The organism is Biomaibacter acetigenes, from assembly GCF_003691585.1.
In the GTDB taxonomy this organism is placed as follows: Bacteria; Bacillota; Thermosediminibacteria; order Thermosediminibacterales; family Tepidanaerobacteraceae; genus Biomaibacter; species Biomaibacter acetigenes.
In genome coordinates this window covers 3,104,943-3,117,256 of sequence record NZ_CP033169.1, presented here as the reverse complement: position 1 = coordinate 3,117,256, position 12,314 = coordinate 3,104,943, and the positions used below count along the sequence as shown (strand labels likewise).

General features: G+C 44.3%; 12 protein-coding genes and 3 tRNA genes. 13 read left to right on the top strand and 2 right to left on the bottom strand.

Annotated elements, in window-relative coordinates:
• Positions 1–65: 65 nt before the first annotated feature.
• Both D2962_RS15930 and D2962_RS15925 read right to left on the bottom strand, forming a co-directional pair.
• Positions 66–1,514 (bottom strand): sensor histidine kinase, encoded by a 1,449-nt coding sequence (locus D2962_RS15930; protein ID WP_122015560.1) that lies wholly within the window; start codon positions 1,512–1,514, stop codon positions 66–68.
• Positions 1,498–2,964, bottom strand: coding sequence for a sodium:solute symporter family protein (locus tag D2962_RS15925; protein ID WP_162991263.1), 1,467 nt, complete (start codon positions 2,962–2,964; stop codon positions 1,498–1,500). Before D2962_RS15925 ends, D2962_RS15930 begins: the two co-directional genes overlap by 17 nt.
• A gap of 327 nt (positions 2,965–3,291) precedes the next feature.
• On the opposite strand from D2962_RS15925, the gene D2962_RS15920 reads away from it, so the two are divergent.
• The 13 genes from D2962_RS15920 to D2962_RS15860 all read left to right on the top strand — a co-directional run bounded on the left by D2962_RS15920 (position 3,292) and on the right by D2962_RS15860 (position 12,278).
• Positions 3,292–4,059, top strand: coding sequence for a LamB/YcsF family protein (locus tag D2962_RS15920; RefSeq protein WP_122015558.1), 768 nt, complete (start codon positions 3,292–3,294; stop codon positions 4,057–4,059).
• A 76-nt stretch (positions 4,060–4,135) separates the two neighbouring features.
• Positions 4,136–4,864, top strand: coding sequence for a 5-oxoprolinase subunit PxpB (pxpB, locus tag D2962_RS15915; protein WP_122015557.1), 729 nt, complete (start codon positions 4,136–4,138; stop codon positions 4,862–4,864).
• Between the two features lie 11 nt (positions 4,865–4,875).
• Positions 4,876–5,883: a 5-oxoprolinase subunit C family protein gene (locus tag D2962_RS15910; RefSeq protein ID WP_122015556.1), complete on the top strand. Its 1,008-nt coding sequence runs from the start codon at positions 4,876–4,878 to the stop codon at positions 5,881–5,883.
• Positions 5,884–5,895: 12 nt separating this feature from the next.
• Positions 5,896–6,696, top strand: coding sequence for a putative hydro-lyase (locus D2962_RS15905; protein WP_122015555.1), 801 nt, complete (start codon positions 5,896–5,898; stop codon positions 6,694–6,696).
• A gap of 147 nt (positions 6,697–6,843) precedes the next feature.
• Positions 6,844–7,095: a ribbon-helix-helix domain-containing protein gene (locus D2962_RS15900; RefSeq protein ID WP_120767340.1), complete on the top strand. Its 252-nt coding sequence runs from the start codon at positions 6,844–6,846 to the stop codon at positions 7,093–7,095.
• Entirely contained in the window at positions 7,092–7,472 is a 381-nt protein-coding gene (locus D2962_RS15895; protein ID WP_162991262.1) for a type II toxin-antitoxin system VapC family toxin, read from the top strand. Before D2962_RS15900 ends, D2962_RS15895 begins: the two co-directional genes overlap by 4 nt.
• A 146-nt stretch (positions 7,473–7,618) precedes the next feature.
• Positions 7,619–7,695, top strand: a tRNA-Met gene (locus D2962_RS15890).
• A gap of 114 nt (positions 7,696–7,809) precedes the next feature.
• Positions 7,810–7,886, top strand: a tRNA-Met gene (locus D2962_RS15885).
• 108 nt (positions 7,887–7,994) lie between these two features.
• Positions 7,995–8,069, top strand: a tRNA-Glu gene (locus D2962_RS15880).
• A gap of 217 nt (positions 8,070–8,286) precedes the next feature.
• Positions 8,287–10,644 (top strand): stage II sporulation protein E, encoded by a 2,358-nt coding sequence (spoIIE, locus tag D2962_RS15875; protein WP_122015554.1) that lies wholly within the window; start codon positions 8,287–8,289, stop codon positions 10,642–10,644.
• Positions 10,645–10,724: 80 nt separating this feature from the next.
• Positions 10,725–11,423, top strand: a complete 699-nt coding sequence (locus D2962_RS15870; RefSeq protein WP_162991261.1) for a vWA domain-containing protein — start codon at positions 10,725–10,727, stop codon at positions 11,421–11,423.
• Positions 11,413–11,742 (top strand): hypothetical protein, encoded by a 330-nt coding sequence (locus D2962_RS15865; protein ID WP_122015553.1) that lies wholly within the window; start codon positions 11,413–11,415, stop codon positions 11,740–11,742. The genes D2962_RS15870 and D2962_RS15865 overlap by 11 nt, the downstream gene beginning before the upstream one ends.
• Positions 11,688–12,278, top strand: a complete 591-nt coding sequence (locus D2962_RS15860) for a protein kinase domain-containing protein (protein ID WP_122015552.1) — start codon at positions 11,688–11,690, stop codon at positions 12,276–12,278. The genes D2962_RS15865 and D2962_RS15860 overlap by 55 nt, the downstream gene beginning before the upstream one ends.
• The last annotated feature ends 36 nt before the right edge of the window (positions 12,279–12,314 follow it).

The following is a 12,314-nucleotide window of genomic DNA, read 5'->3' as shown; positions in this document are numbered from 1 at the left end:
AAAAAGCCTCTCGGTGAGAGGCTTTCTATTATGAAAGTTGGTTATGAAGTACATTTAAAATCTATTCAAGTAATGGCTTTATCGTAATAGCGCACGAAATGTGCGAAATCGAACGGAAAAGCAAAGTTGATGGTGGTCCCGATGCCGCTTTTGCTCTGAATCCATATGTGGCCGTGATTTTTTAGTACAAGGCTCTGGACTACTGAGAGTCCAAGGCCGGTTCCATTTTCCTCGGTGGTGAAAAAGGGAATAAACACCTTTTCCAGGTATTCCTCCGGAATTCCCTTTCCCTGGTCCCTGATGCTTAATACTATCTCATCCTTATTTTTGGTGGTGAAGATTACAATTTCAGTATTTTCTTGACTTGCATGGATAGAATTTGACAACAGGTTTATAAGGATTTGTTTGAAGTGGGATTTATCTATGAAAATGTTGTTACAGTCTGGAGTTATGTCAATCTTTATGGAAATGTGTTTTTTATTGTATAAATGAGCAAGCAGCGGCAGGACATCCTCTATTTCTTGTCTGAGGTTTATATATTCTGGTTTTGGTTCAGATGGTCTTGCATAATTTAACAAATCTGAAATGATGTTGTTTATGCGTTTTATTTCCCCGTATATAAGGTTCAAAAGGGCGGTAGAAGTATCATCGGCACTTAAAAACCTGGTTTCCAGCACCTGAAGACAGGATTTAATGCCCTGGAGAGGGTTTCTTATTTCGTGAGCAAGAGCCGCAGACATTTCCCCTATCGATGTAAGCCTGTTGATATATTCCATTTTTTGCTTGAACCGCTCTTTTTCGGTAATATCCGAAAAGCATAAGATGAAGTTATCCTCGGAGGGCTGGATGTCGTATTCCACGAATTTTGAAGACCCATTTTTATCATTTATCATTGTTGAACTGGATGATATGGGGGCTTTTCCTGACAGGAAATCCTGTATTAAGTTTTCGACAAATTCTCTTATTATAGGATAGTTATTGAATTCATGAGAAGCCAGACGATTTACCAGGAGTTTTTTCCGGCCCCTAGTGAACACTACTATCCCGTAATTTACCCCATCTATGATTTTTTGGTTGAGGGAAGTTATCTCCAGGACCTTTGCAATATGCTCTTGTAGCTTTGCGGTCATTCGAATAAATGCATCTTTCAATATCCCTATCTCATCTTTTCGAGAGTAATCGAGGGTTATATTAAAATTTCCCTTTGACACCTCATCGCATGCCGCAGCCAGCTTTTTTATAGGCCTTGCGAGACTGTATGAAAAAAAGATGGTGAGCTGTGCGGCAGCGATTATGGCTATTATTGCCACAAGAATTGTGTACTTTTGAAGTTCCAGAAGCTGGTTTGAGATATAATCAGCATTTATACCGGTATTTGCGTAAAATGGCTGTTTGATTAACGATTCAAATATTTTATAGGAACCGTAATATGATACGCTTCCGACCACGCCCAGCGATATAATGATGATGGCAAGAAAGGGCACGAGAATTTTAAGTTCAATGCTTCGCATCATTTGACCTCCTTTGCGCTATAATGAACGCCAGGCCGGATACCGCAAAGGCAAACAGGCCCGGATGGATATTGTTCGGCGTCGAATTTGCGAGGTAAGGTATGGTCGCAAGAAAGAGCAAATATGATGTCAGCCCGGCGAAAAAAGCGGCTTCCACAGCATGTCCGGATGCTTTTTTCATGAATACCCCGGCATAAAGGGGGATAAAGGTCGAACTGGCGAAAACTCCCCAGATGTTTCCGCCGAATTCTATTACCTTAATCGGCGGGTTAAAGGAAAGGATCAGGGATACGGTGCCGGCTGCGGCTATGACCACACGGTTTAAAAATAACATTCTGTCGTCATCCAGTTGTCCGAAATACAAATTTTTGAATATGTCGTTTGTAAAACTGTTGGCAATAAGCAGGAGCTCGGAATTGGCAGTGGAGACCGACGCCGCTATGATTCCTATTAATATAATCCCAACGGAATAGCCGGGGGCAATGCCGGAAAAGAGCGATGGAATTATCTCGTCTATATTGTTTATATGTGGGGCGGTGGGAATCAAAACTCTGAGACCGATGGAACCCGCGATAATAAAGGCATATACTACCGAAAGAACGGCTATGGAAAATATGACCATTTTTCTTGCCACGGATTTATCCCTTGCCGATATCATTCTTATGGCGTATTGAGGATTTGCGGCCAGGCCCAGGCCCCAGCCGAAAAAGGAGGTAAAAAGGTATATTGGAGGCTGCAGCCCGCCGCAGGAGATATCCAGAAGGCCGCCCCTGGGGGTGGGGGTTTCCCATCCCGACACGGGCAAAGTATTAATATTTGCCGCACCGGCAATGATGTTTGCAACACCGTGATTTGCCCGGATGATAAAAAGGCCGAAAGATATTGAAGCCGCAACTATGATGAACGTATTTACGGCATCGGTTTTTACAACGGAATACAGGCCGCCGAAGGTGGTATAGAGGATATAAAGATACACCAGAAGGATGGCAGCATCGTAGGGGATGTTCAGCAACATTTCCGTCACCAGGCCGAAGCCTTTTATCTGCATGGTTATATATAGGATATAGGATACTATCATCAAAAATGCCACTGAAAACTGCATCAATCTGGAGTTAAACCTGACATAGAAAAACTCCGAAAAAGTCAGAATGTCATAATCCTTTATGCGGGAAGCAAGAAAAAAGAGAAAAATCGCTCCGGCAAACCACTGCAATATACTGTAAATTATTGATGACACGCCGTAAATATACAGGGAGCTTCCGAGGCCGAGAAACGAAGCTGCACTGAACCATGTGGCCACAAAAGTGGCGGTGCTCAGGAAAACCCCCAGGGAATTGCCGGCCACAAAGAAATCTCTTACATTGTATGTGTCGTAAAAACCGCTTCTTCCCGAATATATCATTAAAAAAGTATAAACAAGAAAGAAAAGCATGAACAGCACAGATTGATTCATAAAAATCCTCCCGGCGCTTTTTAAGAAAATAAAAAAGCTTTTATTATAAGCAATAATAGCGGTAGCTTTTTTGAAATGCGTTACGGAAAGCCATATAATAAAGAATATCTTTGCTTTCCTACGCATTATAATACACCTTGCGAGATGCAAAGTGAAGAGGTAATATTATACGTGCGAAATCGCACAGAAGTATAGATAAAATTTTTCGGGGCAATTCTATCAGTGAAACCAATAAAGGCTTCCAGTCAGACTCTGTTTTATGGCATAAAAATTGCAAAAAAATATGGTAAAATTTTAGTTATAAATTTTTAAAACGGAGGTAATAATATGGCAGTCGTGGATTTGAACAGCGATATAGGGGAAAGCTTTGGAGCGTACCGGATAGGCATGGATGATGAAATTGTAAAATACGTTTCATCCGCAAACATAGCCTGCGGGTTTCATGCGGGAGACCCGGTGGTGATGGAAAGGACTGTGGGATTATGCGAAAAAAACGGCGCGGCTGTCGGAGCGCATCCCGGTTTTCCAGACCTCATGGGTTTCGGCAGGAGGAACATGGACATTTCCCTATCGGACATAAAAAGCTACATAATATATCAAATAGGCGCATTGAAAGCCTTTGCGGAAAGTCATGGAATGAAATTGCAGCATGTGAAAGCCCACGGCGCTCTGTACAACATGGCCGCCGCAGACGAGAAGCTGGCCGATGCCATTGCTCAAGCTATAGCTTCGGTGGATAAGAATCTCATATGTGTGGCTATGGCAAATACCGCCATGCAGAAAGCGGCCGAGAAAGCGGGGTTAAAGTTTGCCTGCGAGGTGTTTGCCGACAGGAATGTCAACCCCGACGGGACACTGGTTTCCAGAAAGTTGCCCAATGCCATGATACATGACGAAGACCTTGCCTGCAGGAGAGTATTGAGAATGGTAAAAGAGGGTATGGTGGAGGCGGTGGATGGCAGCCATATAAAAGTCAGGGCCGACACCATATGCGTCCATGGAGACAACCCACAGGCTGTAGAATTTGCACTAAGATTAAGAAAAGTCCTGGAGGAAAATGGCGTAAAAATTGCTCCAATGGCCAGTTTCTTATAATTTTTTATGGCGCTATACACTGAAGGTAGGATTATGTCGACAGACTCGATGTAAATTGTTTGAGGAGTGTTGGTGAATGTATAAAATACCGAGAATTCTGCCGGCCGGGGACAAAGCCGTAGTGGTGGAATACGGGAACGAGATATCCGAGGAATGCAATAAGAGGGTGCTGAACCTTTATAGCGCCCTGAAAAGACAGGATGTTACAGGTATTACATCAATTATTCCTACGTATCGGTCTCTTCTCATAAAATACGAGCCACTCAAACTTACGGTCGATGACCTGACAGCATTGATAGCCAAAAGTGACATGTCCACTAGCGTGGAGGAATTCAAACCAAAGGTCATCGAGATTCCGGTAGCCTATGGCGGCGATTTTGGGCCGGACCTTGAATTTGTGGCGGAATATCACAATATGACTCCGGAAGAAGTAATAAAAATCCATACCGGGAGCGCCTACAGGATCTATATGCTCGGCTTTACCATGGGTTTTGCATATCTTGGAGGCATGTCGGAAAAAATAGCCACACCCCGCCTCGAAAAACCCAGGACTGAGATTCCGGCAGGTTCGGTGGGGATTGCGGGTAGTCAGACCGGTATATATCCTGTCACGAGCCCCGGGGGGTGGAGACTCATAGGTAAGACGCCGGTTAAACTTTATGACCCTCACAGGGAAAAACCCATTTTACTGGAAGCCGGCAATTACATAAAGTTTGTGAGGATAACTCCAGATGAATTTCATGAGATAGAGCAGCAAGTCAACAGAAACGCCTATGAAGTGAAAACCTATAATTATGACGGGTAGAGGGGATGAAAATGGAATGTTTTAAAGTTATAAATCCCGGACTTTTTACGAGCGTACAGGACATGGGCAGGTTCGGATATGAAAGCCAGGGAGTGCCGGTTTCCGGTGCCATGGATGAGTTTGCCTTCCGGGTGGCCAACATACTGGTGGGAAATGTCGAAAATGCCCCGGTTCTGGAAATAACCCTCATGGGTCCTAGCCTCGAAGTCCTGCAGGACACGGCGGTGGCGATAACGGGTGCATGGATAAATCCCCTGGTAAATGGCGTGGAAAGGCCCTGTTGGTCGTCGTTTCCTGTGAGGAAGGGTGAAACCCTCTCTTTTGCTCCAGTGAAAACGGGTTGCAGGGCGTACATGGCTGTTTCGGGCGGATTTGATGGTGACGTGGTTATGGGGAGCGTCTCTACATATACCAGGGGCAGCATTGGGGGCATAAAGGGGAGGCGGCTGGAAAAAGGGGATGTATTATCGCTGAAGCGGCATACACTTTTTACACATTTTTTTAAAGTAAACGAAAAATATATTCCCCATTATTCTGCTGAAGAAGAAATACGGATAGTTCCGGGCCCTCAACACGATTATTTTTCCAGGGAGGTCATTGAACTTTTCTTGAATTCCACCTATACTATCACAAAAGACTCCGATAGGATGGGCTACAGACTTGATGGTCCTGCAATAAAGGCGAAAGAAAAGCATGACATAATTACTGACGGTATCATGCCCGGAGCAGTACAGATACCGGGCAATGGGAAGCCCATAATAATGCTCAAAGATGCCCAGACCACTGGCGGCTATGCAAAAATCGCCACAGTAATTTCCATTGACCTATCTAAACTTGCCCAGTTAAAACCGGGAGATAGGATAAAGTTCAGGGCTATCAGTGTTGAAGAAGCCCATCAATTGTTGAAAGAAAAGGAAGAAGTTTTAAATAAAATAAAAGAAACACTTGTACCGTCGAGGTATTTTGATGTGACTGTTAATGGTAGAGTGTTTAATGTAAACATTGATATTTTGAAATAGGGGGCAACAGTAGTGGATGTTAAAAATGATTTGTCAAAAATAGGGGCAAATGATGCTCGTAAGCTTATTCGTGAAAGAAAATGGTCAGGGCCTACCTGTGGCTTAGCCCTGGGATATACCCAGGCAAATCTGGTTATACTCCCAAAAGAGTTAGCCTATGATTTTCTGCTTTTCGCCTATCGCAATCCAAAGCCCTGTCCCATCCTGGATGTTACCGATATAGGGAGCCATGAGCCCAGAGGTGTGGCGCCGGGTGCGGATCTTCGCACCGATATACCGAAATACCGAATTTATAGAAAAGGCCAACTGGAACTGGAAGTAAATGATATAACGAGCTACTGGCGGGATGATTTTGTGGCATTTCTTCTGGGGTGTAGTTTCACCTTTGAAAAGGCTCTGCTGGAAAACGACATACCGGTGAGACATATAGAGCAGGGCAGGAATGTGCCTATGTATATAACCAGCATTCAGACCCGACCCGCTGGAGTCTTCCGCGGAAATATGGTGGTGAGCATGAGACCCATTCCACAGGACCTGGTTATAAGAGCAGTCCAGGTGACATCCAGATTCCCGGCGGTCCATGGCGCTCCTGTCCATATAGGGGAGCCGTCAAAGATTGGTATCAAATCGTTGGATAGGCCGGATTTTGGAGATGCTGTTGAGATAAGGGATGGGGAAGTTCCCATGTTCTGGGCTTGCGGTGTCACACCCCAGGCGGTGGCTATGAAATCCAAGCCCGAAATAATGATTACCCATTCGCCGGGTCACATGTTTATAACAGATGTAAAAGATGAACAGTTGAGTGTTTTTTAAATAGCGGCAAATGCCGCTTTTTTGTTTATATCCTTCTACGGTGATATATTTTTTTCGGGAGTTTTTATACAACCATGTTGTATGCAGAAAGAGTATTTACTTTTTATAAACATAAATGTATAATAATAATGTATAAGAGGTGAGATAATGGAAAGAACTCAAATTTACCTTACAAAGGTTCAAAAAGAAAAACTAAAGAATTTGGCCAAATTGAATAATATGACCATGGCTGAATGTATAAGGGAAGCCATAAACGAATATGTAGAAAAAGATAGAATGGATAAGGATATTATCATTGAAAAAACCTTTGGCTTATGGAAAGATAGGGATGATATAGGAACAGATTATATAGAAAAGATACGAAGTTCATGGAACAAGAGACTGGAGATAAGCGAATGAAGAAATATCTGATTGATACAAATATATTTATTGACCATTTAAAAGGAAAAGAACCTGCAAAAAAAACATTAAAAAGCTTATCAGAAGCCGGAGAAGTTTATTACTCAGTAGTAACAAGAATCGAATTATTGGCAGGTATTAGAGAAAAAGAAATCGAAGATGTTGAATATTTACTGGAGATTTATAAAGAAAAGGATGTTAATCGCGAAATCGGGGAAAGAGCAGGAAGATACATGCATGACTTTTTTAAATCTCATGCCCTGAATATCGGTGATGCAATAATCGCTGCGACGGCTGATTACCTTGATGCAGAATTGATAACGCTTAATATAAAACATTTTCCGATGAAGGACATCAAAATAAAGAAACCTTACTAACTGTCTATGCATATTATTTTAAAAAATTAAAGCAGGTTTCGCCAGAGATATGAAAATAGCTTTCATGCCCTTGACGAAACGGCAATTTTATTATACAATATAAAAGTGCCGGTAATACGGTAATAAAAGCGGAACATCGAAAACGACGCGGGGTGGAGCAGTCCGGTAGCTCGTCGGGCTCATAACCCGGAGGTCGCTGGTTCAAATCCAGCCCCCGCCACCATATCAGAAGTGCGAAGTGCGAAGTGAGAAGTTGGAAGTGGGAATATAAGAATTTGCCGAAGGGCGATTCCTACTTAATCTCACATCACACCTCCCACCTCTCACATCACAATGGGGCGGCGTAGCTCAGGTGGCTAGAGCATGCGGTTCATACCCGCAGTGTCCGGGGTTCAAATCCCTGCGCCGCTACCAAATTTTGAAATGCGAAGTGAGAAGTTGGAAGTGGGAATAGAAGAATTTGCCGAAAGGCAAATTCCTACTTAATCGTACATCACACCTCACACCTCTCACATCACATATGGCCCCGTGGTCAAGTGGTTAAGACATCGCCCTTTCACGGCGGTAACGTGGGTTCGAATCCCGCCGGGGTCACCATTATTATGATAACACAAAGTCGCAAAAAGCGGCTTTTTTTGTTTATACAACTCAATATAAAAAACCCGGACACCATTTAACATTTTTTTTAAAAAGTGTGGGATTAAAAAGGATTTTGTCATAAAATTTTATAGATATACCTTCCATAAATGACAATTTTTACAAGCAGCTTGTCTTATAATAAAACCTACCAGGTCAAACAGGGTAGGTGGAGATATTGATAAATAGAGCTCATATTCAATGGCAAAATTATGAAAGGGCAAGGGGAAAATGGAAAATCCGCAGCTTGCCTTTCTCAGAATCAAAGTTTTTTCTATCGGAACAGTTATGGTTCAATGTGTTTGCCTTCCTTTTCGGTATGGCATCCATCAACGGACTTTATCCTTTCGGCCTATCGTACCTGGCTACTGCAGTTCTTCATAGAAAAAAATTCATCACTACGGCCATATTTTCCTTTCTTGGGATTTTGCTGGCCATGAAAAGCCCTGCTGCCCTTCGCTATCTGGGAGCTATGGCCTTATTTACGCTGGGCGTGAGTTTCTTTAAAACGAGAGTGAAACACAGGGAGCTTCTGGTGGGTTTGCTTGTCTTCATATCCAATGCTCTGGCGGGGCTTTTGTATTTATCCATAATGGGCATGTCCCCTTATGACTTGCTGCTGCTGGGCATGGAGTCAGGCCTCGCATGTATAGTGACATTTATAATCCCCGGGGGTTTATCCTGGTTTTTTAAGGTGCCGGTTCAGGAAGCGGAAAAGAGTGTGTGCCTTGCCATTCTGGCCGGCGTCGGTCTGTCTATTGTGGGTAATTTTAAGATATATGGTATAAATATAAAAAATATCATAAGCGTGCTGGGTGTTTTGATAATGGCACTTACCGGGGGACCCGGAGCCGGTGCCACAACGGGCATAATCATAGGCATAACCGGTTTTTCCTTTGCCATCTCCCCATGGCTTGTCGCGATCCTGGCCTTTTCGGGCCTTGTGGCGGGGACTTTCAATAAAATGGGAAAGCCGGGGGTTATCCTGGGATTTGTGCTTGGCTATGTGCTATACAACCTGTATGTAAATTCCATGGGAGAGAGTTTAATTCCCTGGACGGCGCTGGCGGTTTCCTGCGGCATTTTGCTGATGCTGCCTGCCGGATTTTTGAAAAAGCTGGACATATATCTGAATGAAACAGCGGCGCAGAGTCTAAAAAATCAAGCGGATATTATAAAATCTGCGGGTGACAGGCTTTATGAAATGGCCGTCCTGCTGGAGGAGCTTGGAAAAGCTTTCGTGGAGCCCCTCGGGCGTAATAATGACATATGCCAGGGAGAATTTCTGGATAGGGTTTGCCAGGAGGCTCAGCAGAAGGTATGCTCTTCCTGCGGACTTAACAGGACTTGCTGGGAGAGGGAGCTTGCCCGCACGGTCAGGTCTTTTTACGGGCTTATCAAGGCCTGTGAGGCAGACCGTTCGGTGGGCCTCCCGCATCTTTTCAGGGTCCGGTGCGGTAAGACCGGTGACATAAAGAAAATTATCGATGAATTTAGTTGTGTCTATAATCTTGAGAGGCATATGAACAACATTGCAAAATACAGCCGGGAAAAAATCAGGGCGTGCTTCCAGGAAGCTGCCGGAATAGTTAAGAACCTGGTTAAAGATATGCCTCAGGATTATACGGATGCCCCCATTGAGGCAAAACTTGCGGAAAAGTTTTCATCCCTAGGTGTGCGCCTTGAACGCATCCATTTCCAAAAAGATAACTGTAAACATGAGATAAGTATGGTTAAATCCCCCTGTATAGGAGAAAGACAGTGCGAGGCATTGATACCCCGGGGGTTGTCGGAGGTCATGGGTAAAAGGTTCTCGATAAGGGTTCTGGATTGTCCTTTAAAAAGCGGCAGTTCCTGGTGCAGGCTTAAAGCCATTTCCGAGGAAGGGCTTGGCGTCGCCGTAGGAGTGGCCGGAGCCGCAAAAGAGGGATTTGAAGTGTCAGGTGATGACTTTTGCTTTTCGGAATTGAGTGACGGCAGATACCTGCTGGCATTGAGCGATGGCATGGGAGTTGGGGATAAAGCCGCAAAACACAGCGAGAGGACCCTGACTTTGCTGGAACGTCTGATGGAAGCGGGATTTGATTACGACGCCGCCTTGAAGATAACGAATTCGGCCATGGCTGCATCTTACGGCGATGAGAGTTTTTCCACGGTGGATATGGCCGTTATCGATACTTATACGGGCATGACCGATTTCATAAAGGCCGGTTCTGCTGCCGGTTTTGTCAAGCGTGGCTTTCGGGTTGAAACTATTAAGGGTGGAAGCCTGCCGGTAGGTATTATGGACGAAGTTTGCCCCAGGGTAATTCACAGAGATTTGAAATCTGGCGACATAGTGGTGATGGTCACCGACGGCGTAATTGACGCTCTTTCAGGGCACCAGGATGGTGAGGAGCAGCTTAAAAAGCTGCTCTCGGGACTCCGCACCGCCAATCCCCAGGAAATTGTCGATGAGGTTTTGAAAAAGGCAAGGCTGGGAAGCGCCGCCAGAGATGATATGACTGTAATGGCCGCGAGGCTTTGGGATAAATGAATAAAGTTCCCGGAATATTTATGGCAAATACTGGAGATAATGTAATATCCAGTATTTTTTTATTTTTTGAGGAGGTTATTATGAAGAAATCATATCTTAAGCAAATAATCCTTATCACCGACGGATGTTCCAATGTCGGGGGAGATCCTTCGAACGCCGCAGCCTTTTGCCATGAACGGGGAATCATAGTGAATACCATAGGTATCTGTAAACAGGGTAGCGCCGGAGCCCGGGAAGTTGAAAGCATAGCCCGCGCCGGCGGTGGTGAATTTCAAATAGTAGAGCTTCAAGAACTTTCGGAAAGCGTCACGATGGTTACCCACAAATCCACCCTGAACACCATCCGGAGCTTAGTAAGCAGGGAATTGGAAAAAAGTTTCGGAAAAGGCCTTCAAGATCTGGCTCCGGAAAAGAGGGACGATGTGGTGAAAATCATAGAAAAGATGGAGGATGACATCCCATTAAAATGCCTCATACTGCTGGACACCAGCGGGAGCATGGCGGAAAAACTCCCTGCTGCCAAGGACAGCGCCGTAAATCTTGTTAAATCCCTTTCTGTACGCAAATCCGGCGGCCTGGTGGCTGTAGTAACCTTTCCCGGACCATCCGGTCGGTTTACCTGTCTTGAATCAGATTTTACAAATGATGAAAAGCAGTTGAATACCATGATATTGAAGCCTTCAGCGGGAGGAGCCACACCCACAGCTTATGCACTGAAAGATGCTGCAGGGTTGTTTGAAAAGGAATCCCTGGCCTGGGAGGGTGAATATGTGGTATAAGCCTTTCCGGGGGACAGTCCGGGGTAGATTCCACGGCAGCCAGTATCATATTTTATCCAAAATAGGAAGCGGCGGAAGCGGCAGCGTGTTCCTTGCCAGATGTGGCGATAGGGCTGTGGCATTGAAAATATCTAAGGATATGATAGGGCTTATTAGAGAATACCGCTATCTGAAGGAGTTTTCACCCGATGGCTTCGCACCGGAACCCTATGAAATCGACGATGTAGTTAAAGATGGGGATATGAAGCATTATATTTCAATAGAATATATAAAGGGAAACACCCTCAGGCAAATATTAAAAAAGGGCCCCTCACTTTAAAAAATGCTCTGGATATCGGTATAAAACTCGGAGGGATTTTAGAAAAAATCCACCGTAAAGGCCTTATATACTGCGATTTAAAGCCGGAAAACGTCATTGTATGTTCCGATGGCAGCGTAAAGCTGGTGGACCTCGCGGGAATCATGCGGGAAGGGGCCAGTATAAGGGAATTTACAAAAAACTATGACCGGGGGGCCTGGAACATGGGCCCGCGGATTGCGGACAGGAATTATAACATGTTTTCCCTGGCCTGTATAATAATCGAGATGCTGGAACCCCAAAAGTTTAAAAAAGCCGCACACATATCCGGTTTATTATCAGTGGTCCGCTCGAAATATCCTCCGGGATTTTTTAACTTGATAAACTCCGCCCTGAAGGGCAGTATTGAATTCGATGTTTTTTACCGGAATCTTATAAGTCATTCCGCACAAATCAAGGATAAAAATCCTTCCCCAAGCGCAGATACAATTTTAAATATCATGCTGGTATGTTCAGTTTTGTTTTTTATATTTACCATCCTGCTGGCGGCAGGATAATTTTTTTAATTGAAATTTTATTAAAAAAGTCTTATG

Coding starts and splice junctions, on each gene's coding strand:
- D2962_RS15930 (WP_122015560.1), bottom strand. CDS start 1,514: ATGATGCGAAGCATTGAACTTAAAATTCTCGTGCCCTTTCTTGCCATC.
- D2962_RS15925 (WP_162991263.1), bottom strand. CDS start 2,964: ATGAATCAATCTGTGCTGTTCATGCTTTTCTTTCTTGTTTATACTTTT.
- D2962_RS15920 (WP_122015558.1), top strand. CDS start 3,292: ATGGCAGTCGTGGATTTGAACAGCGATATAGGGGAAAGCTTTGGAGCG.
- pxpB (WP_122015557.1), top strand. CDS start 4,136: ATGTATAAAATACCGAGAATTCTGCCGGCCGGGGACAAAGCCGTAGTG.
- D2962_RS15910 (WP_122015556.1), top strand. CDS start 4,876: ATGGAATGTTTTAAAGTTATAAATCCCGGACTTTTTACGAGCGTACAG.
- D2962_RS15900 (WP_120767340.1), top strand. CDS start 6,844: ATGGAAAGAACTCAAATTTACCTTACAAAGGTTCAAAAAGAAAAACTA.
- D2962_RS15895 (WP_162991262.1), top strand. CDS start 7,092: ATGAAGAAATATCTGATTGATACAAATATATTTATTGACCATTTAAAA.
- D2962_RS15870 (WP_162991261.1), top strand. CDS start 10,725: ATGAAGAAATCATATCTTAAGCAAATAATCCTTATCACCGACGGATGT.
- D2962_RS15865 (WP_122015553.1), top strand. CDS start 11,413: ATGTGGTATAAGCCTTTCCGGGGGACAGTCCGGGGTAGATTCCACGGC.